We start from the raw sequence: 23,060 nt of genomic DNA on the forward strand, positions 1-23,060 counted from the left end.
GATCCCCTGTAGGAGCGGCCTTGTGTCGCGATGGGCCGCGAAGCGGCCCCGACAATCAATCAGACTTCCAGGTAGTCCAGAATGCCTTCAGCAGCAGTACGCCCTTCGAAGATAGCCGTCACCACCAGGTCCGACCCACGCACCATGTCGCCGCCGGCAAACACTTTCGGGTTGCTGGTCTGGTGCTTGAACTTGCCTTTCTCCGGTGCAACCACGCGGCCCTGGCTGTCCAGTTGGATGCCATGCTGCTCGAACCAAGGCGCCGGGCTTGGGCGGAAGCCGAAGGCGATGACCACGGCATCGGCCGGCAGAATCTCTTCAGACCCCGGGATCGGCTCCGGGCTGCGGCGGCCACGGGCATCCGGCTCGCCGAGACGGGTCTCGACCACCTTCACGCCTTCGACCTTGTCCTCGCCGACAATGGCGATAGGCTGGCGGTTGTAGAGGAACTTCACGCCCTCTTCCTTGGCGTTCTTCACCTCACGACGCGAACCCGGCATGTTGGCCTCGTCACGGCGATAGGCGCAGGTCACCGACTTGGCGCCCTGGCGGATCGAGGTGCGGTTGCAGTCCATCGCGGTGTCACCACCGCCCAATACCACCACCTTCTTGCCCTGCATGTCGACGAAGTCCTCCGGCGACTTCTCGAAGCCCAGGTTGCGGTTGACGTTGGCGATCAGGAAGTCCAGCGCATCATGCACGCCCGGCAGGTCCTCGCCCGGGAAGCCGCCCTTCATGTAGGTGTAGGTACCCATGCCCATGAACACCGCGTCGTACTCGGCGAGCAGTTGCTCCATGGTCACGTCCTTGCCCACCTCGGTGTTCAGGCGGAACTCGATGCCCATGCCGGTGAACACTTCACGGCGGTTGCTGAGCACGGTCTTTTCCAGCTTGAACTCGGGAATACCGAAGGTCAGCAGGCCGCCGATTTCCGGGTTGCGGTCGAACACCACCGGGGTCACGCCGGCACGTACCAGCACGTCGGCACAGCCCAGGCCGGCCGGGCCTGCACCGATGATGGCGACGCGCTTGCCGGTTGGCTTGACCTTGGACATGTCCGGGCGCCAGCCCATGGCGAAGGCGGTGTCGGTGATGTACTTCTCCACCGAGCCGATGGTCACCGCACCGAAGCCGTCGTTCAGGGTGCAGGCACCCTCGCACAGACGGTCCTGCGGGCATACGCGGCCGCACACTTCCGGCAGGGTATTGGTCTGGTGCGACAGCTCCGCCGCAGCCAGGATGTTGCCTTCGGAAACCAGCTTCAGCCAGTTGGGGATGAAGTTGTGTACCGGGCACTTCCATTCGCAATACGGGTTACCGCAGCCCAGGCAGCGGTGCGCCTGCTCCACGGACTGCTGCGGCTTGAACGGCTCGTAGATTTCCACGAACTCCTTCTTGCGCTGGCGCAGCAGCTTTTTCTTCGGGTCCTTGCGGCCCACTTCGATGAACTGGAAGTCGTTGTTCAGACGTTCAGCCATTTTTCAAAACCTCTTTACCGCAGTTGCCAGCCTCAGGCTGCAAGCTGCAAGACGATCACTTGAGCACGACGGGCCCCGCGCACGGGGCCGTCACTTGCAGCTGTTGTTACTGCGGGTTGGCACGGGTGCTGGACAGCAGTTGCTTCAGGTTGGCTGCCTTCGGCTTGACCAGCCAGAAGCGCCGCACGTAGTCGTCCAGGTTCTCCGAGAGCTCACGCCCCCACTCGCTGCCGGTCTCTTCCACGTACTCGGCAAGGACCCGCGCCAGGTGGCTGCGGTAGGCCTCCATCGCTTCACCACTGATACGCTGGATTTCCACCAGCTCATGGTTGAGCTTGTCAACGAAGGTATTGTCCATGTCGAGCACGTAGGCGAAGCCGCCAGTCATGCCAGAACCGAAGTTGTAACCGGTCTTGCCCAGCACACAGACAAAGCCGCCGGTCATGTACTCACAGCAGTGATCGCCAGTGCCCTCGACAACAGCGTGGGCGCCGGAGTTACGTACAGCGAAGCGCTCGCCAGCAGTACCGGCGGCGAACAGTTTGCCGCCAGTGGCGCCATACAGGCAGGTGTTGCCGACGATGGCGCTGTGCTGGGTTTCGAACGGGCTGCCGGCTGGCGGCACGATGGTGACCTTGCCACCGGTCATGCCCTTGCCGACGTAGTCGTTGGCATCGCCTTCCAGGTGCAGGTTCAGGCCACCAGCGTTCCACACGCCGAAGCTCTGGCCCGCAGTGCCCTTGAAGCGGAAGGTGATCGGTGCCGCGGCCATGCCCTGGTTGCCGTGCAGGCGGGCGATTTCACCCGAGACCCGCGCACCGATCGAGCGGTCGCAGTTGCAGATGTCGAGGCTGAACTCGCCACCGGCCTGGTCGCGGATGGCCGGCATGGCCATTTCCACCATCTTCTCGGCCAGCTCGCCCTGGTCGAATGGTGGGTTCTTGTCGACTTCGCAGAACTGCGGCTTGTCAGCCGGGATGTGCGAGCTGCCCAGCAGCGGCGTCAGGTCCAGGTACTGCTGGCGCTCGGTGTCGCCTGGCAGCACGTCGAGCAGGTCGGTACGGCCGATCAGCTCGCCGAGGCTGCGTACGCCCAGCTTGGCCAGCCACTCACGGGTTTCTTCGGCGACGAAGGTGAAGAAGTTGATCACCATGTCGACGGTGCCGATGTAATGGTCCTTGCGCAGCTTGTCGTTCTGGGTGGCCACGCCGGTAGCGCAGTTGTTCAGGTGGCAGATGCGCAGGTACTTGCAGCCCAGGGCGATCATCGGCGCGGTACCGAAGCCGAAGCTTTCGGCGCCGAGGATGGCTGCCTTGATCACGTCCAGGCCAGTCTTCAGGCCGCCGTCGGTCTGTACCCGTACCTTGCCGCGCAGGTCGTTGCCGCGCAGGGTCTGGTGGGTCTCGGCCAGGCCCAGCTCCCATGGGGCGCCGGCGTACTTGATCGAGGTCAGCGGCGAAGCACCGGTACCACCGTCGTAGCCGGAGATGGTGATCAGGTCGGCATAGGCCTTGGCCACACCGGCGGCGATGGTGCCGACGCCGGCTTCTGCCACCAGCTTGACCGAAACCAGGGCCTGCGGGTTGACCTGCTTGAGGTCGTAGATCAGCTGGGCCAGGTCTTCGATCGAGTAGATGTCGTGGTGCGGCGGTGGCGAGATCAGGGTTACGCCCGGTACCGCGTAACGCAGCTTGGCGATCAGGCCGTTGACCTTGCCGCCTGGCAGCTGGCCGCCTTCACCGGGCTTGGCGCCCTGGGCAACCTTGATCTGCAGCACTTCGGCGTTGACCAGGTACTCCGGGGTCACGCCAAAGCGGCCGGTGGCCACCTGTTTGATCTTCGAGCTCTTGATGGTGCCGTAGCGCGCAGGGTCTTCACCGCCCTCGCCAGAGTTGGAACGCGCGCCCAGGCGGTTCATCGCCTCGGCCAGCGCTTCGTGAGCCTCCGGCGACAGTGCACCCAGCGAAATACCGGCGGAGTCGAAGCGTTTGAGGATCGCCTCCAGCGGCTCGATCTGCTCCAGCGGCAGCGGCTGGTCAGCCACTTTCACCTTCAGCAGGTCGCGGATCATCGACACCGGGCGCTGGTCGACCAGCGTGGTGTATTCCTTGAACTTGGCATAGTCGCCCTGCTGCACGGCAGCCTGCAGGGTGTTGACCACATCCGGGTTGTAGGCGTGGTACTCGCCACCGTGAACGAACTTCAACAGGCCGCCTTGCTGGATCGGCTTGCGCGCGCTCCAGGCTTCGGCTGCCAGCAGCTTCTGGTCGCTTTCCAGGTCTGCGAAACGCGCACCCTTGATGCGGCTGGAAACGCCCTTGAAGCTCAGGCCGACCACTTCCTCGGACAGGCCGATGGCTTCGAACAACTGCGCACCACGGTACGAGGCAATGGTGGAGATACCCATCTTCGACAGGATCTTCAGCAGGCCCTTGGAGATGCCCTTGCGGTAGTACTTGAAGACTTCGTCCAGGTCGCCCAGCACTTCGCCGGTACGAATCAGGTCAGCCAGCACTTCATAGGCCAGGTACGGGTAAACGGCCGAGGCACCGAAGCCCAGCAGCACGGCGAAGTGGTGCGGGTCGCGGGCGGTGGCGGTTTCCACCAGGATGTTGCTGTCGCAACGCAGGCCCTGTTCGGTCAGGCGGTGGTGTACCGCACCAACGGCCAGCGAGGCGTGCACCGGCAGTTTGCCAGGGGCAATGTAGCGGTCGCTCAGCACCAGCTGGGTCTTGCCAGCGCGCACGGCTTCTTCAGCCTGGTCGGCGATGTTGCGGATGGCCGCTTCCAGGCCGACGCTCTCTTCATAGTTGAGGTCGATCAGCTGGCGGTCGAAACCTTCGCGCTCCAGGTTCATCAGCGAACGCCACTTGGCGGGCGAGATGACCGGCGAGCTGAGGATTACCCGCGAAGCGTGCTCGGGGGATTCCTGGAAGATGTTGCGTTCGGCGCCCAGGCAGATTTCCAGGGACATGACGATAGCTTCGCGCAGCGGGTCGATCGGCGGGTTGGTCACCTGGGCAAACTGCTGGCGGAAGAAGTCGTACGGCGAACGCACGCGCTGCGACAGAACGGCCATCGGCGTGTCGTCACCCATCGAGCCGACCGCTTCCTGGCCCTGCTCGCCGAGCGGGCGCAGCACCTGGTCACGCTCTTCGAAGGTGACCTGGAACATCTTCATGTACTGCTTGAGCTGGTCGGCGTCGTAGCTGGCCACGCCCTGGTCATCGGTCAGCGTCGCCTGGATGCGCGTGGCGTGCTGACGCAGCCAGCGCTTGTACGGGTGGCGCGACTTCAGGCGGTTGTCGATGGCGTCGGTGTCGAGGATCTGGCCGGTTTCGGTGTCCACGGCGAAGATCTGGCCTGGGCCAACGCGGCCCTTGGCGATGACGTCCTCGGGCTTGTAGTCCCATACACCGATTTCCGACGCCAGGGTGATGTAGCCGTTCTTGGTGGTCACCCAGCGCGCCGGGCGCAGGCCGTTACGGTCGAGCAGGCACACCGCATGGCGGCCTTCGGTCATGACGATACCGGCCGGGCCATCCCACGGCTCCATATGCATGGAGTTGTATTCGTAGAAGGCACGCAGGTCGGCGTCCATGGTCTCGACGTTTTGCCAAGCTGGCGGTACCAGCATGCGCACGCCACGGAACAGGTCGATGCCGCCAGTGACCATCAGCTCCAGCATGTTGTCCATGCTAGAGGAGTCGGAGCCGACGCGGTTGACCAGCGGGCCGAGCTCTTCGAGGTCGGGGATCAGGTCGTTGGCGAATTTGGTGCGACGGGCCATGGCCCAGTTGCGGTTGCCGGTGATGGTGTTGATCTCGCCGTTGTGGGCGAGGAAGCGGAACGGCTGCGCCAGTGGCCATTTCGGCAGGGTGTTGGTGGAGAAGCGCTGGTGGAACACGCAGATCGCGGTTTGCAGGCGCTCGTCACCCAGGTCCGGGTAGAAGGCCGCGAGATCGCGCGGCATCATCAGGCCTTTGTAGATGATGGTCTTGTGCGAGAAGCTGCAGATGTAGTGGTCGGCGTCGTGGGCGTTGGCCACGGACGAACGGCGACGGGCACTGAACAGCTTGATGGCGAATTCCTGGTCGCTCAGGCCTTCACCGCCGATGAACACCTGCTCGATCTGTGGCAGGCGCTCAAGGGCCAGGCGGCCGAGCACGCTGGTATCGATCGGCACCTTGCGCCAGCCGACCAGTTTCAGGCCAGCAGCGAGGATTTCGCGGTCCATGTTGGCGCGGGCGGCTTCCGCTTTGACCGGGTCCTGGTTGAAGAACACCATGCCGACGGCGTACTGCTTGGGCAGCTCGACGGCGAAGTGCTCCTGGGCCACGGCACGCAGGAATTGATCGGGCTTCTGCATGAGCAGACCGCAACCGTCACCGGTCTTGCCGTCGGCGTTGATACCGCCGCGGTGGGTCATGCAGGTCAGTGCCTGCATGGCGGTTTGCAGAAGGTGGTGGCTCGGTTCGCCCGTCATATGGGCGATCAGGCCAAAACCACAGTTGTCCTTGAATTCTTCGGGATGGTACAGACCTGTTTTCATAGACACATTCTCACCAGGTTCACCTCTCAACGGAGGTAAATCTCTTTTTTAACAACCACTTACCATCCACGCCGATCAAACGCCAGCTTTTTTGCGGTGGCCATGGAAAACCATTGTTGCACAGCGACAGCGATGCCCACAAATTTTCATGTCTCACCATTGAAAATTTATGTCGCAATTTTGAATGTTTTTGCGCCATGCGCCGTGATAGCGGCTTGGCTCGAGTCTGAAGCGTTTCAGCCATGACTGCAAGTAAGGCTTGTGGCCGGCAGCCTGGGACAGAAAAGCCTGCCGCGTGACAACGCAGCAGGCTAGTCGAAAGTCAGTAATCGCTCAGCAACTGGGCGGCGGGGTGGTGCCGCCCGGAAGGTATCAGCGGGCCGAGGCCAGCTCTTGTTGGACGCTGGCGACGGTACGTGGCCAAGGTTTACCAGCCTGGACCTTCGCTGGCAAGTTCTTGATTGCCGCAACCGCTGCGTCGCGGTTGGCGAAGTTGCCGTAAGTGACTACGTACAGCGGCTTGCCCTGCAGGTTTTTCTTGAAGTAGCGATAGTCGCCACCTTGAGCCTTCACGAACGCCTGAGCCGAAGCCTCGGAGCTGGTACCCAGGATCTGCACCACATAATTGCCCGGTTTCTGCCCGGCGTACCAACCGCTGTTGCCGCTGCCACCGGCTGCCGGCTTCTCGACAGGCTTGGCGGCCGGCTTGGCCACGGCGACCTGGGTTGGTGCTGGTGCAGGCTTGGCAGGCGCAACCGGCTTGGCAGGTTGGGTTGCGACAGGTTTTGGCGCAGGCGCAACCGGCTGCGGTGGCGTCTGTACTGGCTGGGCTGGCGCCGCGGCTACTGGCTGGGCAGGTGCCGGTGCCGGGCCCGCTGGCACACCTTGCGGCGGCGCGATGGTGGTCACGGTTGGCGGCGGGTTGCCTGGCTGCAGGGCGGTATCACCGGCCGGGCTGCCCTCTTCACCCTCGCCCATGCCCGCGGCCTGGGCCAGTGGCTCGCGCATCACCGGCTGCGACTGGCCAACCAGCGGCAGCGGCATCGGCTGGGACGAACCCGAGAACTCGATGGCGGGATTGCCACCATTGGCCTGGCCCTCGCCAAGCGGCAGCTGGGCCTGGGCGGCCGGCGCTTCGGCAGGTGCCTTGTCACCTTTCTTCGGCATCAACACCGCGGCCGCAACGGCGACCACAACCACAGCGGACAGCGCGAGCACATGTTTTTTAGGCATCTTGAACCCCATGGATGGTCGCTTGGCCGTCGAGCGGCTGGCGATCATGGCTTCGATCAAAGTGTCACGGGCGACCTGGTTGATGTTGCCAGGCCAGCCGTCGGAGTTTTCATGGATATCGACGATCTGTTCACGGCTGAACACCTCGATGCCCCGGCCAGCACCTTCCAGGCGCTGCTCCAGGTACTCGCGGGTTTCTTCTTCACTGTAGGGGGCGAGTTCGATGATGTGGAAGCGTTCTTCCTCGATATTGATCTCGTCCAGCCCGGCAATCAGCGACGGCTCACCGAACAGGAACACGTGCGGGCGCCCTTCCGGTACACCCGCCGCCAATTCCAGCAACGCTTGGAGTGCCGACTCGTCGAGTTGTTCCGCATCGTCCACCAGCAAATACACTTCCTGGCCGGTCAGTGCCAGTTGCACCACCTTGGCCAGGATCGCCTGCATTTCGGCCTCGGCCACATCCAGGTTCTGTGCAACCTGGCCGAGTACGCTGGCGGCATCGCTGGCGCCACGGGCGGACACCACCACGCTCTGCACCGCCTGCTTGTTGGTACTGGCCACCAGGGCCTGGCGCAGCAGGGTCTTGCCACTGCCCAGCGGGCCGGTGACAACCAGCATCAGCTGGCTGTAGCGCGCCAGGTGATGCAGCTGGCCGAGCACGGGCTTGCGCTGGGCCGGGAAGAACTTGAAGCCGGGCACGCGGGGCGCGAACGGATCATGGCTCAACTGGTAATGGTCGAGAAAGGCCTCATCGGCATGCAAACTGGTCATTGCGCTGTCACAACCTCAAAGCTGGGCCACGATCGCGCGGTAATCCGCCGACAACGTGGCCTGTAGAATCTCTTTCGGATAGTCGTCGGTCACCACGGCCTCGCCCATCTGGCGCAGCAGCACCAGACGCAGGCGGCCGTCGAGCACTTTCTTGTCGACCGCCATGTGCTCCATGAAATGCGCCGGGGTCATTTCCTGTGGTGGCACCACCGGCAAACCTGCGTCCTGCAACAGGCGGATTCCGCGATCGCGCTCGGCCTGGTCGATCCAGCCAAGGCGCATGGACATCTCCAGGGCCATCACCGTGCCCGCCGCCACGGCTTCGCCGTGCAGCCACACGCCGTAACCCATGTGGGTCTCGATGGCATGCCCGAAGGTATGCCCCAGGTTCAGCGTGGCGCGCACGCCAGACTCGCGCTCGTCGGCACCCACCACCGCGGCCTTGGCCGCGCAGGAGCGGCGGATGGCTTCGGTCAGCGCCACCGGGTCGAGGGCACGCAGTGCCTGCATATTGTCCTCGAGCCAGGCGAGGAACGGTTTGTCGCAGATCAGGCCGTACTTGATCACTTCGGCCAGGCCTGCTGACAGCTCGCGTGCCGGCAGGGTCTTGAGGCTGGTGGTGTCTATCAGCACCGCATTGGGCTGGTAGAAGGCACCGACCATGTTCTTGCCAAGCGGGTGGTTGATACCGGTCTTGCCGCCGACCGAGGAGTCGACCTGGGACAGCAAAGTGGTCGGCACCTGGATGAAGTCGACGCCGCGCTGGTAGCAGGCGGCAGCGAAGCCGGCCATGTCACCGATCACGCCGCCGCCCAGGGCAACCACGGTGGTGCGGCGGTCGTGCCGTGCAGTCAGCAGGCCATCGAAGATCAGCTGCAGGGTTTCCCAGTTCTTGTGGGCTTCGCCATCGGGCAATACCACCGGCAGCACCGAATAGGCCCCCAGGGTCTTGCTCAGGCGTTCGAGATACAGGGGCGCGACGGTCTCGTTGGAAACAATGGCAACCTGCCGCCCGGCAATGTGCGGCGCCAGCAGCTCAGGCTGGTCCAGCAGGCCTTCGCCAATGTAGATCGGGTAGCTACGCTCGCCCAGGTCGACCTTTAGTGTCTGCATGTATCCCCACAATGTACTTGTGCGCGGCGCCGCTCGGGCACCTACGCGGTTACGTTGAACCTCGCCTCGGCGCTGGTGGCCGAGAATAGTCCCGGGCTAACGGGGCGGCAACTGCTGCAAGCGCTCGAGAATATCGATCACCACCATGCGTGGCGGCCGCTCGTCGGTTTCTACCACCAGGTCGGCGATCTCGCGGTAGAGCGGGTCGCGGGCTTCCAGCAGGGCGCGCAAGGTCGCCTCGGGGTTGGCGGTGCGCAACAGGGGGCGATTGCGATCACGCGCGGTGCGACCAACCTGCTGTTCGACCGAAGCATGCAGATAGATCACCCGGCCACCCTGGTGCAGGGCCTTGCGGTTGGCTTCGCGCATTACCGCACCACCGCCGGTCGCCAAGACCACGCCATCGAGTGCGCACAGCTCGGCGATCATCGCCTGCTCGCGGTCACGGAAACCCGGCTCGCCTTCCTTGTCGAAAATCCACGGGATGTTGGCGCCGCATCGCAGTTCGATTTCCTTGTCGGAATCCTTGAACAGCAGGCGCAGCTCTTTGGCCAATAGGCGTCCGATGGTGCTTTTACCAGCACCCATGGGCCCCACAAGTATCAAATTTCGCACAGAATCAACGACTCACAGCAATCGCCTGGTCACTCATGATACGCGGAGTCAGGAAGACCAGCAGCTCGGATTTTTTCTCTTGTAATGCATCGCGTCGAAACAGCCGCCCAACATACGGCAGATCGCCGAAAAATGGCACCTTGTCGACCACATTGTTTTGCGAAGTCGAGTACACGCCACCGATCACGATCGTTTCTCCGTCCGTCACGCGAACCTTCGCATTGACCTCGTTCTTGCGGATCGGCGGTACGTTGTTCAAGGCATTGACGTAATCCGGCTCGTCCTTGGTCACCCTGACGGTCATGATCACCTTGTTGTCCGGAGTGATCTGCGGGGTCACTTCCAGCGACAACGAGGCTTCGCGGAACGCTACCGAGGTGGCGCCGCTCTTGCTGGTTTCCTGGTACGGCACCTCGGTGCCTTTGAGGATCCTGGCCGTTTCCTTGTCGGCCGTGACCACCTTGGGCTGCGAGATGATTTCGTCGTTGCCGCTCTTTTCCATGGCACTGAGTTCCAGGTCGAGCAGCACATCGCCACGCAACAAGCCCAGACCGATGCTACCGCCCACCCGCTCCACCCCGAGATCGACGAACAGATCCTTGCCCGGGCGCGGGTTCTCGACATACAGCGGCCCACCCCAGCGCACCCCCAGGCTTTTCTCGTAATCGACGTTGGCCTCGACGATACGTGCCTCGATCGCCACCTGACGCACCGGCACATCCAGCTGCGCCACCAGCTGCCTCAGTTCGGCAAGGCGGTCTGCCGGCTGGTACACCACCAGCGTATTGGTGCGCTCATCGACACTCAGGCTGCCCCGACCGTTGAGGATGCCGTCATCCGCCAGGCTCGCCAGCAGCAGCTCTGCCAGCTCGGCGGCCTTGGCGTGATGAATGGGCAACAGCTCCCGACGCAACGGCTGCAACTGTGCATCCAGCGCCTGGCCCACATGGGCATCGACAGACTGCGCGGCAAACTCCGCCGCGGGCGCCACCAACAGCACATTGCCCTCCTGTCGCCGGGCCAAGCCCTTGCTGCGCAGCACCAGATCCAGCGCCTGGTCCCATGGAACATCCTCAAGGCGCAAGGTGACGCTACCCTGCACGGCATCGCTGGCAACCAGGTTGACACCGGCATAGTCAGCCAGCACCTGCAGCACCGAGCGCACTTCCACATCCTGGAAGTTCAGCGACAGTGGTTCACCCTGATAAGGCATTGCCGACGCCAGCGGGAACGGCAGCAGGGCTGCCAGCATCCATTTCATCAATCTTTTCATCGTCGTCCGGGGCCTCCTTGCCCAGGTGCTTTGCCAGCGTGATGAACGCCGTGCGTTCATGCCACCCCCCTGCCATGAACAGCCGTTCGCGTACTTCGACCTGGGATTGATCAACTCTCGCCACCACCCCCTGGTCACGCCCGACCCGGTCCCCAGGGCGTACGCGATAGAGCCTGCCCGCCGCCATCAGCAGTGCTTCGTGTTCCGCTCCACGTGACAGGCTGCCGACCATCTCCAGTTGCGCCAAAGGCACGCCGGCCAACCCGCTGGCCGACAATCGCGTCGCTCCAGGCGCAAACGGGTCGACTGCGGGCGCTGCCGTCCCGCCCCTGGCTGGCATGCGCGCTAGCATCGCAGGCTGCGGCACTGGCGCCAGCGCCTGATAGGCATCAACCCGCAACTGCAGGCGCAGCAGCCCAGGCTTGCCATCTGCTGGAGCCAGTTGCAGGTCACCACTACGCAAAACACGCGCCTGGCCCAACCAGTCACCCAGCCACTGGCGCAATGCCGCGTATCGCCCCACCACCTGTAGCTCCAGCGGCACCTGGCGGAAACCGGCCTGCTGTTCGTCTTCATGAACGTCGAAGCGCTCGATCAGCAAGCCATGCGCGTGCCCCGAAGCCGCCAGACGCTCGAGAAGGTCACTCATGCCCTCACCGGCCGCCAGGTGCCAGTGCGCCTCGCGCAAGCGTTGCTCGGCGATGGTTACCGACGCGTGGAGTTGCTCCAACTCGGCCAGTTGCACCGCGCCGGCTGAATGCTGTTCGTTCAACTCGGCGTGCCGAGCCTCCTCCTGCGCCTGCTGTTGCAGCGCTGCAGGCAGACGTATGGCGCAGCCCAGGCCGAACAACGCCAAGGCCACCAGCACTGGCGCCAGCTGCCTGAAGCGGCTGGAGCTCTCGGCCATGGCCAGCCAGCCGAGCACCTGCGCAGCATTCACGACCAGAACGCCGAAACGCGCGCCCCCAGCAGGAATTCATCGCCGCCTGGCAGGCTCCTGACGCGTTTGAGTTCCAGACCGACCAGCGCACTCGAGCGACTCAGGTCACGCATGAACTGTGCGACCACGGCACCTGACTTGGCCAGCCCGGTCATCTGCAGATTGCCATCCTCCAGGCTGAGGTCGAGCAGTTGCACACCCACCGGCAACGCCCGCTCGAGGTCAGCGAAGACCCCGACCAGCACATCCTGATGGGCGCGCAGTGCTTCCAGCGCCACCACGCGTGCCAGCAGCGCCTCATGCTGCGCATGCACATCGGCCAGCGGCTGCAACTGCTCGCCCAACGCCTCAAGGGCTGCCTGGTGCCGGGTATTGGCCAGCGCCTGCTGCTCCCCGCGCCAGCGGGCCAGCTGGTCGACCAACATCACGCCACACAGGGCCAGTAGAGCGCCGGCGACCAGTTGCCTGCGGAAAGACCGCAACGCGGCTTGCCGCTGCCGTTCGCGCCAGGGCAGAAGGTTCAGCCGCATCATCGACGCAATCCTCCGAGAGCCAGGGCGCAAGCCAGAATCATCGCACCATCGACGTGTTCCAGACGCGCCAGGTCAGGCACTAGGCGGCACGGAAGGTTCAGCTGGGAGCCGAGGCTTTGCAACTGGCCCGCTTCGACCGGAGAACAGCTGGCAATCAACAGGCATTCCGGCAAAGGCTCACCGGCGAGCAAGGCCAGCAGGCGCTCTGGCAGCGCCCCGGTTATCGTCGACAGCCCCAGGCTCAGCTCACGCCGTTGCTGAGGCTGCCCCGAATGCCAGCCATAAAGAATGGTGCTGTGCGCCTCGATACGCAGCAACGCCGAGCTTTGGTGCCGGCCCTGCGGCAGCATGCGCCCCAAGGCAATGCTGTCGACCTCCACGGCCTCCAGTTGCAGCCCTGCCTCCTCGACGATGCCTTCAAGTGGCGCCAGTGCGCTCTGCCGACATGCCGCCACCATCACCTCGGCGCAGCCTGGCTGGACGCGAGAACCGCCCAGGACCTGAAAATCCAGGGCCAGGTCTTCCAGCGGAAATGGAAACAGCCGTTCGGCGTCAGCCAGCAGCTGCGCCTCCACTTCTGCACCGCCCTGTTCCACTGGCAGGTGGCATAGCTTGCAGATCACCTGGTTACCCGGCAGTGCCAGCGCGACCCGGCGCTGTCTGAGGCCGCTGCGCCTGTAGGCGCGCCTCAAGGCAGCCGCCACGGCGCCAGGCTCTGCCGCCCAATCACTGCCAGCCAATGATTCGAACGGCTCTTGTACCGAGGCAAGCACCCGGCAGCGCCGGTTACGCCGCTGCAGTTGCACAATCCGAACGGAGTCAGGGGCAATTTCCACCCCCACGAGTGAACCGGCATCCTTGCCGAAGCGTCCTAGCATCGTGGCATCCTTGTTGTCTGTCGCCGCCATCTTTCGCGGCTACCTGCCCCAACCCCGCGTCAGCACTAGGCCGCGCCTGCCCATCGAGGCGACGGGCAGCCTGGCCGGTAACCCGGAGAGGCGAAAAAATGCTTATAATGCCCAGCGTTTTTTGGTCCGCCGGACCTGCGTGCAATCCACTCCCAACCTGGACACCGAAAAGCCTTGATACGTCTGCTGAAGTTCTTCTGGTGGTCTTCCGTCGCAGTCATCTGCGCGCTCGTACTCGGTGTGAGCGGTGCGTTTCTGTATCTTAGCCCCAACCTGCCCTCGGTCGAGTCGCTCAGAAGCATCCAGTTGCAGATCCCCCTCAGGGTGTACAGCAGCGACGGCAAGCTGATTGCCGAGTTCGGCGAAATGCGTCGCTCACCGATCCGCTTCGAGGAAATTCCCCCACAATTCATCCAGGCGCTTCTGTCGGCCGAGGACGACAACTTCCTCAATCACTACGGTGTCGACCCCAGCAGCCTGATGCGCGCCGCGACCCAGTTGGTGAAAACCGGCCATATCCAGACCGGCGGCAGTACCATCACCATGCAGGTGGCGAAGAACTTCTTCCTCACCAGCGAGCGCAGCTTCTCGCGCAAGACCAATGAAATCCTGCTGGCCCTGCAGATCGAGCGTGAGCTGACCAAGGACGAGATCCTCGAGCTGTACGTGAACAAGATCTACCTGGGCAACCGCGCCTACGGTATCGATGCCGCCGCGCAGGTGTACTACGGCAAGTCGATCCGCGACGTGAGCCTGGCGCAGATGGCGATGATCGCCGGCCTGCCCAAGGCACCCTCGCGCTTCAACCCGCTGGCCAACCCCGTACGCGCCAAAGAGCGCCGCGACTGGATCCTCGGCCGCATGTACAAGCTGGGCAAGATCGACGAAGCCAGTTACCAGGCGGCCCTGGCCGAGCCGCTCAACGCCAGCTACCACGTGCCCACGCCTGAAGTGAATGCGCCTTACATCGCCGAAATGGCCCGCGCCGAAATGGTCGGTCGCTACGGCAGCGACGCCTACACCGAAGGCTTCCGCGTCACTACCACGGTGCCCAGCGACATGCAGGAAATGGCCAACAAGGCCATCCTCAACGGTCTCTCCGACTACGATGAGCGCCACGGCTACCGCGGGCCCGAAGCACGCTTCCCGGGCCGCACCCAGGCAGCCTGGCTGCAGGAACTGGGCAAGCAGCGCAGCCTCGGCGGCCTGGAGCCGGTCATCGTCACCCAGGTCGAAAAAACCGGCCTCAAGGTGCTGACCCGCAGCGGCCAGGAAGAGCAGGTGGCCTGGGACACCATGAAATGGGCGCGCCCGTTCATTAACAGCAACTCCCAGGGCCGTGCGCCGCAGTCACCGGCAGATGTGGCCCAGGTTGGCGACCTGGTGCGCGTGCAGCGCCTTGAGGATGGCAAGTTCAAGTTCAGCCAGGTACCTGGCGCGCAGAGTGCGCTGGTCACCCTCGACCCTTACAACGGCGCCATCCGCGCCCTGGTCGGCGGTTTCTCGTTCGAGCAAAGCAACTACAACCGCGCCATGCAGGCCAAGCGTCAGCCGGGCTCGAGCTTCAAGCCGTTCATCTACAGCGCCGCACTGGACAGTGGCTACACCGCATCCAGCCTGGTCAACGATGCACCAATCGTGTTCGTCGACGAGTACCTGGACAAAGTCTGGCGACCGAAGAACGACACCAATACCTTCCTTGGTCCGATCCGCATGCGCGAAGCGCTGTACAAGTCGCGCAACCTGGTGTCGATCCGCCTGCTGCAGGCCATGGGCGTGGACCGCACCATCGACTACATCGCCAAGTTCGGCTTCAACAAGCAGGACCTGCCACGCAACCTGTCGCTGGCACTGGGCACCGCCACCCTGACCCCTTTGGAAATCGCCACAGGCTGGAGTACTTTTGCCAACGGCGGGTACAAGATCACCCCGTACCTGATCGATCGCATCGAAAGCCGCAGCGGCGAGACGCTGTTCACCGCCAACCCGGCTCGGGTACCGCAAGGTGCCGAGGACCAGGCGGGTGTGGCCGCGCCCGAACAGCCGATCAGCACAACCGCCATGCCTGGCGAGGCACCCGCTGCCTTCAGCCAGGTGGCTTCTGCACCGCAGGCGCCGGCCGTGGCCGAGCGGATCATCGACGGTCGCACCACCTACATCCTCACCAGCATGCTGCAGGACGTGATCAAGCGCGGCACCGGCCGCCGGGCGCTGGCCCTGGGCCGCACCGACCTGGCAGGCAAGACCGGTACCACCAACGAGTCCAAGGACGCCTGGTTCTCTGGCTACAACGCCGACTACGTGACCACCGTGTGGGTCGGCTTCGATCAGCCCGAAACCCTTGGACGCCGCGAGTACGGCGGCACGGCGGCACTGCCGATCTGGATGAGCTTCATGGGCGCGGCACTCAAGGACAAGCCTGCGCATGCGCCGGCAGAACCGGAAGGCATCCTCAGCCTGCGCGTCGACCCGGTCAGCGGCCGTGCCGCTTCGCCGAGCACGCCGAATGCCTACTTCGAGCTGTTCAAGGCCGAGGACTCGCCGCCGTCGGTGGATGAACTGGGCACTGGCGCAGCACCGGGCAGCCCACTGCCGGCGGATGAAGCGGCGCCGATGGACCTGTTCTGACGGCAGGTGCTTGTCTCAGGTTTTTGCGTGGGCGCGTAAATCGAGCGCCGCGCGGGCGGCGCTCGATCTCATAGGCGACAAATTTGCCATGGCAAACACCAGCAGCCCTGACACATCCTTCACAACGGCAAACAAAAAGCCCCGGCTCATACGAGCCGGGGCTTTTTTGTGTCGCCAGGCAGCAATCAGCCTTTGAACACGTCATCCACGCTGGTCAGCGGGTAGTGCTTCGGATACGGCAGGGTTGCCACGCCGGATTCGATGGCGGCCTTGGCCACAGCGTCGGAAACGACGGTGATCAGGCGTGCGTCCAACGGCTTCGGAATGATGTACTCACGACCAAATTCCAGAGCCTGTACGCCGTAGGCGTCGCACACTTCCTTCGGCACTGGCAGCTTTGCCAGATCTTTCAGGGCGATGGCGGCGGCGATTTTCATTTCTTCGTTGATGCGCTTGGCGCGAACGTCCAGGGCACCACGGAAGATGAACGGGAAGCCCAGTACGTTGTTGACCTGGTTCGGGTAGTCGGAACGACCGGTAGCCATGATCACGTCGCTGCGAGTGGCATGCGCCAGCTCTGGCGAGATTTCCGGGTCCGGGTTCGAGCAGGCGAACACGATCGGGTTGGCAGCCATCGACTTCAGGCCTTCGGCGCTCAGCAGGTTCGGGCCGGACAGGCCTACGAACACGTCGGCACCGTCGAGGGCGTCAGCCAGGGTACGCTTGTCGGTGGCGTGGGCGAACTGCGCCTTGTACTGGTTCAGGTCGTCACGGCCAGCGTGGATCACGCCGCTGCGGTCGATCATGTAAATGTTTTCGACCTTGGCACCCATGCTTACCAGCAGCTTCATGCAGGAGATGGCGGCAGCGCCGGCACCCAGGCAGACGATCTTGGCGTTTTCCAGCTTCTTGCCGGCGATTTCCAGGGCGTTGATCATGCCGGCAGCGGTCACGATGGCGGTACCGTGCTGGTCATCGTGGAATACCGGGATGTCGCACTGTTCGATCAGGGTGCGCTCGATTTCGAAGCACTCAGGCGCCTTGATGTCTTCGAGGTTGATGCCACCGAAGGTGATCGAGATGCGGCGAACGGTGTCGATGAACGCCTGCGGGCTTTCCGACTCCACTTCGATGTCGAACACGTCGATACCGGCGAAACGCTTGAACAGAACACCCTTGCCTTCCATGACCGGCTTGGAAGCCAGTGGGCCGAGGTCACCCAGACCGAGGATGGCGGTGCCATCGGAAATCACCGCAACCAGGTTGCCTTTGCCGGTGTATTTGTAAGCCAGCTCTGGATCACGGCCGATTTCACGCACGGGCTCAGCAACACCTGGGCTGTAGGCCAGGGCGAGGTCACGGGCGGTGGCTGTGGGCTTGGAGAGTTCGACGCTCAGTTTCCCCGGACGAGGTTGAGCGTGATATTCGAGAGCGGCGGTTTTCAGGTCTGACATGGTGGGCATTCCGCTATTTACTGTTCTGACGGACCGCCGAGGATACGCAAAGAGCCGGGGAGCCACAAGACTGGTCGGTCACTTGTGTCAAGGCCTTTAGCCTACGACTTTACGCTATAACCCACGGGGCATACGCCTAACAGTGTGTACAATCCAATAGCGAAATGTCTACATCTTTTAGCCTGAAATGCGCTCCAACATGCTCGGATCGGTCAACGGCAACAGCCAACGTCGCTGCCCGGGCTTGAGGCCGCCCTTGCGGGAACGATCCAGCACCCAGCCACGCGCCTCGACTTGGCGTCCCTTGAGGTTATCGAAGAAGCTGGCGGGGAAGTTGCGCTGCAGACGAGCGGGAACCTGCAGCACCACCGCACCGTCCAGGTTCAGCCAGACCCCGCCACGGTTGCGCTCCACGCCTTCGATGCGGCCCGCAATGACCGCGAAACCCGACTGCCGGACATCCCCGGCACGCACCACCGGCGAACGACGCCACAGCCCGGAGCCAGCCTTGCGCGCAGCCTGCTCGGCAAGCTGCTGGCAAGCGCTGAGGCGCACATTGGGGGCAACCGCGACGCGATAGCCCAAGCCCTCGCTGAGCAGCTGTGCTTCGATATTGTCGCCATTGCGCCCGTAGATATGCGCCAGCGTGCGGCCGTATTTGTCCTTGGACTCGACGCCCGGCTCCAGCCCTACACGCCCGTCGCTGGCTTTGACCAAAGCCTGCAAACGCTGCCTGGCGGCCTCGGCATAGGGTTCGCTAGTGCGCCCGTTACGGCCGATTTCCGGGGCATTGATGCCGATCAATCGCACGCTGCGGCCATCGACCAGGCGCAAGGTATCGCCATCGACCACCTGGCGCACCGCCACCTGCTGAGGGCTGCCTGGTAGCGGGCAGAACGCCAGGGCCGGGAATTGCCAGATGACGCCCATAAAAAAGGCGCCCACAAGGGGCGCCTTTTTTTGCAGCAATGCGAAACCCGAGGGGTTCGCCATGCGCATGATTACTTCTTGGTACCGAACATACCGAAGCGATCGGCGAACTTCTGTACGCGACCACCGGTGTCCAGGACTTTCTGCTTACCGGTGTAGAACGGGTGGCACAGGTTGCAAACGTCGATCGCCAGGGTGCTGCCCAGGGTCGAACGGGTTTCAAACTTGTTGCCGCAGCTGCAGGTGACTGCAACTACTTCGTAGTTCGGATGAATATCTGCTTTCATGGTCACTTCCTCGAGCTGCGTGCCGCCACCCAACACCAATTGTTGAATACCGCACGTAATTAGGCGGCGAATAATACCAGAGCATCACGCCAACGCAAGTTGTCGCTTGCACCGACCGTCGTCTGCTAGGCTCGCCAGTCTTTGAAACGCCCTCCGAGACTTTCCGCGTGTCCGACGTCATCCTGCGCCTTGCCCTGCCCTCCCCGCTGCGTCGCCTGTTCGACTACAAGGCGCCGGCAAGCATGGCACGCCAGGCCTTGACTCCGGGCATGCGCATTCGCGTGCCATTCGGCCGCCGCGAAATGATCGGCGTGCTGGTGGAGGTGTGCGAGCAGAGCGAAGTGCCCGCCGACAAGCTCAAGCCGGCCAGCGCCCTGCTCGACCCGGTATCACCGATCCCGCCGTCGCTGTTCAAGTTGTGCTTGTGGACCGCCCAGTATTACCAGCACAGCCTGGGTGACACGCTGAGCTGGGCCTTGCCGACCCTGCTGCGCCAAGGCGAACCTGCCGAGATGCGCCAGGAGCGCTTCTGGCACGTCGCCCCCGGCGCCCGCCTGGAAGACCCGCGCATCGCCCGCGCTCCGCGCCAGCGCGATGCCCTCAAGACCCTGGCCCAGCACCCGCATGGCGTGGCCCACAGCCTGCTGGCCAAGCTCAATCTGAACAAGGACAGCCTCGACCTGCTGCTGGCCAAGGACCTGGTGCAGATCGAGGTCCGCCGCCATCTGCCGGCACTTCGCCACGAACACTGGCTGGCACAGCCGGAACTGCCGCTCAACGAAGAGCAACGCGAAGCATTCGACGCCGTGCGCGAAGGCTTTGGCGGCTTTGGCGCCTTCCTGCTGGCCGGTGTCACCGGCAGCGGCAAGACCGAGGTGTACCTGCAACTGATCCGCGAAACACTGGAAGCCGGCAAGCAGGCCCTGGTGCTGATCCCGGAGATCAACCTCGGCCCGCAGACCCTGGCCCGCTTCGAGCAACGCTTCAACGCCCGCATCGCCCTGCTGCATTCGGCGGTGAACGACCGCGAACGCCTGGATGCCTGGCTGGCAGCCCGGGACGGCGAGGCCGACATCATCATCGGCACCCGCTCGGCACTGTTCACGCCGATGAAGAACCCCGGCCTGATCATCATCGACGAGGAGCACGACGGCTCCTATAAACAGCAGGAAGGCCTGCGCTATCACGCCCGCGACCTGGCGCTGGTACGTGCCCACCAGGAAAACGTCCCGATCCTGCTCGGTTCTGCCACTCCATCGCTGGAAACCCTGCACAACGCCCTGACCGGTCGCTACCGCCTGCTGCGCATGAACCAGCGTGCCGGCGGTGCCCGCCCGCCACGCATGCTGCGCCTGGATGTGAAGAGCCTGCCGCTGGACAGTGGCATCAGCGGCCCACTGCAGCAAGCCATCCGCCAAACCCTGGAAGCGGGCCAGCAAGTACTAGTGTTCCTCAACCGCCGCGGTTTCGCCCCGACCTTGCTGTGCCACGATTGTGGCTGGCTGTCCGAATGCCCGCGCTGCGATGCGCGCATGACCGTGCACCAGCGCTCCGGCGTGCTGCGTTGCCACCATTGTGGCTATGACGAGCGCCTGCCGCAGCAGTGCCCGCAGTGCAACCACGTTGACCTGCGCCCGGTCGGCGCCGGCACCGAGCGCGCCGAGGAGCGCCTGAAAGTGCTGTTCCCGGATTACCCGATCCTGCGTGTGGACCGCGACAGCACCGCGCGCAAGGACGCCATGCACAACCTGTTCAGCACCATCCAGCGCGGCCAGCCGAGCATCCTTGTCGGCACCCAGATGCTCGCCAAGGGCCATCACTTCCCGCGGGTGACCCTGGTGGCCATCCTCGATGCCGATGGCGGGCTGTTCTCCGGCGATTTCCGTGCCAGCGAACGCATGGCACAGTTGATCGTGCAGGTCGCCGGGCGGGCCGGGCGGGCCGAGGAACCCGGCAAGGTCATCATCCAGACCCACCTGGCCGACCATCCGCTGCTGGTGCAGCTTACCGAGCAGGGCTACTTCGCCTTCGCTGAGCAGGCCCTGGACGAACGCCGCGCCGCCGGGCTGCCGCCTTACTCGCACCTGGCGCTGCTGCGCGCCGAAGCGCACAAGCCCGGACAGGCCGAAGGTTTCCTCGACGAGGCCTGCGCCGCCGCCGAGCGCCTGGTGGCCGAACAGCGCCTGCCCGGCATCGAGCTGCTGGGGCCGGTGCCGGCACCGATGGAGCGCCGCGCCGGGCGCTTCCGCGCACAACTGTTGATACAGGCCAATACGCGGGCGCCTTTGCATCGACTGATCAGCGCCTGGTTGCTAGTGTTGGAGCAGATGCCGAGCGGGCGCCAGGTGCGGTGGTCGCTGGATGTCGACCCGGTAGACCTGTACTGAATCGACCGGCCTCATCGCCGGCAAGCCAGCTCCCACAGGTTGCGCGCACTCTTCTGTGGGAGCTGGCTTGCCGGCGATGAGGCCCTCGAACACAACATGGAACCCTTGATGGTTGCACCCCAAAGGTTGGCAACCCGCCCCCAGCCACGGATAATGCCCAGTTTTTCCACCTGCGCATCCAAGCGCTCCACCGCGCTTGCGGTCGAAAAGAGATCCCCATGAAAGACACCATTCGCCAGCTGATCCAGCAAGCCCTCACCCAACTCGTCACCGACGGTGTGCTGCCTGAAGGGCTGTCGCCGGCGATCCAGGTGGAAAACGCCCGGGACAAGACCCACGGCGACTTCGCCAGCAACATCGCCATGATGCTGGCCAAGCCGGCCGGCATGAAGCCGCGCGACCTGGCCGAGAAACTGATCAATGCCCTGCCGGCCAGCGCCGACATCAGCAAGGTCGAGATCGCCGGCCCCGGCTTCCTCAACTTCTTCCAGAACACCGACGCCCTGGCCAACCGCCTGGATGCCGCACTGGCCGACGCCCACCTGGGCGCCCGCAAGGCCGGCCCTGCGCAAAAGGTTGTGATCGACATGTCGGCACCCAACCTGGCCAAGGAGATGCACGTCGGCCACCTGCGTTCGACCATCATCGGTGACAGCGTGGCGCGCGTGCTGGAGTTCCTCGGCGATGACGTGATCCGCCAGAACCACGTGGGCGACTGGGGCACCCAGTTCGGCATGCTGCTGGCCTACCTGGAAGAAAACCCGATCACCAGCGACGAGCTGTCGGACCTGGAAAACTTCTATCGCGCCGCCAAGAAGCGCTTCGACGAATCCGAAGAATTCGCCACCCGCGCCCGCGGCCTGGTGGTCAAGCTGCAGGCCGGCGACCCGGACTGCATGGCCCTGTGGACGCGTTTCAAGGACATTTCGCTGTCGCACTGCCAGAAGACCTACGAGCTGCTCAACGTCAAGCTGACCATGGCCGACGTGATGGGTGAAAGCGCCTACAACGACGACCTGGCCAACGTGGTCGCCGACCTCAAGGCCAAGGGGCTGCTGGTCGAAGACCAGGGCGCCCAGTGCGTGTTCCTCGACGAGTTCAAGAACAGCGAAGGCGAGCCACTGCCGGTGATCGTGCAGAAGGCCGACGGCGGCTACCTGTACGCCACCACCGACCTGGCTGCCGTGCGCTACCGCAGCAACGTGCTCAAGGCAGACCGCGCCCTGTACTTCGTCGACCAGCGCCAGGCCCTGCACTTCAACCAGGTGTTCGAAGTTGCACGCCGCGCAGGCTTCGTGGGCCACCCGATGCAGATGGAGCACATGGGCTTCGGCACCATGAACGGTGCCGACGGCCGCCCGTTCAAGACCCGTGACGGCGGTACCGTGAAGCTGATCGACCTGCTCACCGAGGCCAAGGAACGCGCCTACGCGCTGGTCAAGGAAAAGAACCCGAGCCTGGCCGACGAAGAACTGCGCCACATCGGCGAAGTGGTTGGCATCGGCGCAGTGAAGTACGCCGACCTGTCCAAGCACCGCACCAGCGACTACAGCTTCAACTTCGAGCTGATGCTCAACTTCGAAGGCAACACCGCGCCTTACCTGCTGTACGCCTACACCCGCGTGGCCGGCGTATTCCGCAAACTGGGCAAGGGCTTCGATGAAGTCGACGGCAACATCGTGCTGCAGGCTGCCCACGAGCAGGACCTGGCCGCGCGCCTGGCGCAGTTTGGCGAAATCCTCAACAACGTCGCCGACAAGGGCACGCCGCACGTGCTGTGCAGCTACCTGTACGACCTGGCCGGCCTGTTCTCCAGCTTCTACGAGAACTGCCCGATCCTTGCCGCCGAAACCCCGCAGCAGCAGCAGAGCCGCCTGCGCCTGGCGGCCCTGACCGGCCGCACCCTCAAGCAAGGTCTGGAACTGCTCGGCCTGGAAACCCTGGAGCGCATGTAA

Annotated in this window: 15 protein-coding genes; 3 read left to right on the top strand and 12 right to left on the bottom strand. The window is 63.9% G+C overall.

Features of this window, described 5'->3' with window-relative positions:
- Positions 1-59: 59 nt before the first annotated feature.
- The 9 genes from GEV38_RS25635 to pilM form a co-directional block, all read right to left on the bottom strand.
- Entirely contained in the window at positions 60-1,478 is a 1,419-nt protein-coding gene (locus GEV38_RS25635) for an FAD-dependent oxidoreductase (RefSeq protein WP_013974599.1), read from the bottom strand.
- 106 nt (positions 1,479-1,584) lie between these two features.
- The gene (gene gltB / locus GEV38_RS25640; protein WP_013974600.1) at positions 1,585-6,030 is read right to left on the bottom strand and encodes a glutamate synthase large subunit; all 4,446 of its coding nucleotides are present in this window, start codon (positions 6,028-6,030) and stop codon (positions 1,585-1,587) included.
- Between the two features lie 372 nt (positions 6,031-6,402).
- Entirely contained in the window at positions 6,403-8,037 is a 1,635-nt protein-coding gene (locus GEV38_RS25645) for an SPOR domain-containing protein (RefSeq protein WP_054572202.1), read from the bottom strand.
- A 15-nt stretch (positions 8,038-8,052) separates the two neighbouring features.
- Entirely contained in the window at positions 8,053-9,150 is a 1,098-nt protein-coding gene (gene aroB, locus GEV38_RS25650) for a 3-dehydroquinate synthase (protein WP_015272135.1), read from the bottom strand.
- A gap of 96 nt (positions 9,151-9,246) precedes the next feature.
- Positions 9,247-9,765, bottom strand: a complete 519-nt coding sequence (gene aroK / locus GEV38_RS25655; protein ID WP_015272136.1) for a shikimate kinase AroK — start codon at positions 9,763-9,765, stop codon at positions 9,247-9,249.
- Positions 9,766-9,769: 4 nt separating this feature from the next.
- Positions 9,770-11,038 (bottom strand): type IV pilus secretin PilQ, encoded by a 1,269-nt coding sequence (locus GEV38_RS25660; protein ID WP_173896051.1) that lies wholly within the window; start codon positions 11,036-11,038, stop codon positions 9,770-9,772.
- Positions 10,962-11,963 carry a pilus assembly protein PilP gene (locus GEV38_RS25665; protein ID WP_043936291.1) on the bottom strand — a complete coding sequence of 334 codons (1,002 nt, stop codon included), beginning with the start codon at positions 11,961-11,963 and terminating at the stop codon, positions 10,962-10,964. Before GEV38_RS25665 ends, GEV38_RS25660 begins: the two co-directional genes overlap by 77 nt.
- 11 nt (positions 11,964-11,974) lie before the next feature.
- Positions 11,975-12,511, bottom strand: a complete 537-nt coding sequence (locus GEV38_RS25670; RefSeq protein ID WP_015272139.1) for a PilN domain-containing protein — start codon at positions 12,509-12,511, stop codon at positions 11,975-11,977.
- The gene (gene pilM, locus GEV38_RS25675; RefSeq protein WP_054572203.1) at positions 12,508-13,389 is read right to left on the bottom strand and encodes a type IV pilus biogenesis protein PilM; all 882 of its coding nucleotides are present in this window, start codon (positions 13,387-13,389) and stop codon (positions 12,508-12,510) included. Before pilM ends, GEV38_RS25670 begins: the two co-directional genes overlap by 4 nt.
- A 207-nt stretch (positions 13,390-13,596) precedes the next feature.
- Between pilM and GEV38_RS25680 the strand changes: the two genes are divergently transcribed.
- Positions 13,597-16,047, top strand: a complete 2,451-nt coding sequence (locus tag GEV38_RS25680) for a penicillin-binding protein 1A (protein ID WP_371929311.1) — start codon at positions 13,597-13,599, stop codon at positions 16,045-16,047.
- Between the two features lie 185 nt (positions 16,048-16,232).
- On the opposite strand, the gene GEV38_RS25685 is transcribed toward GEV38_RS25680, so the two are convergent.
- The 3 genes from GEV38_RS25685 to rpmE form a co-directional block, all read right to left on the bottom strand.
- Complete coding sequence (locus GEV38_RS25685; RefSeq protein ID WP_015272142.1) at positions 16,233-17,501, bottom strand: malic enzyme-like NAD(P)-binding protein; 1,269 nt, start codon at positions 17,499-17,501, stop codon at positions 16,233-16,235.
- A 177-nt stretch (positions 17,502-17,678) separates the two neighbouring features.
- Positions 17,679-18,500 (bottom strand): thermonuclease family protein, encoded by an 822-nt coding sequence (locus tag GEV38_RS25690; RefSeq protein ID WP_043935970.1) that lies wholly within the window; start codon positions 18,498-18,500, stop codon positions 17,679-17,681.
- A gap of 2 nt (positions 18,501-18,502) precedes the next feature.
- Entirely contained in the window at positions 18,503-18,718 is a 216-nt protein-coding gene (rpmE, locus tag GEV38_RS25695) for a 50S ribosomal protein L31 (RefSeq protein ID WP_003257833.1), read from the bottom strand.
- A gap of 167 nt (positions 18,719-18,885) precedes the next feature.
- On the opposite strand from rpmE, the gene GEV38_RS25700 reads away from it, so the two are divergent.
- Together GEV38_RS25700 and argS are read left to right on the top strand one after the other, a co-directional pair.
- Complete coding sequence (locus tag GEV38_RS25700; RefSeq protein WP_015272144.1) at positions 18,886-21,105, top strand: primosomal protein N'; 2,220 nt, start codon at positions 18,886-18,888, stop codon at positions 21,103-21,105.
- Between the two features lie 218 nt (positions 21,106-21,323).
- Positions 21,324-23,060, top strand: a complete 1,737-nt coding sequence (argS, locus tag GEV38_RS25705) for an arginine--tRNA ligase (protein ID WP_013974613.1) — start codon at positions 21,324-21,326, stop codon at positions 23,058-23,060.

The organism is Pseudomonas sp. 13159349 (genome assembly GCF_013305685.1).
Taxonomy (GTDB): Bacteria; Pseudomonadota; Gammaproteobacteria; order Pseudomonadales; family Pseudomonadaceae; genus Aquipseudomonas; species Aquipseudomonas asiatica.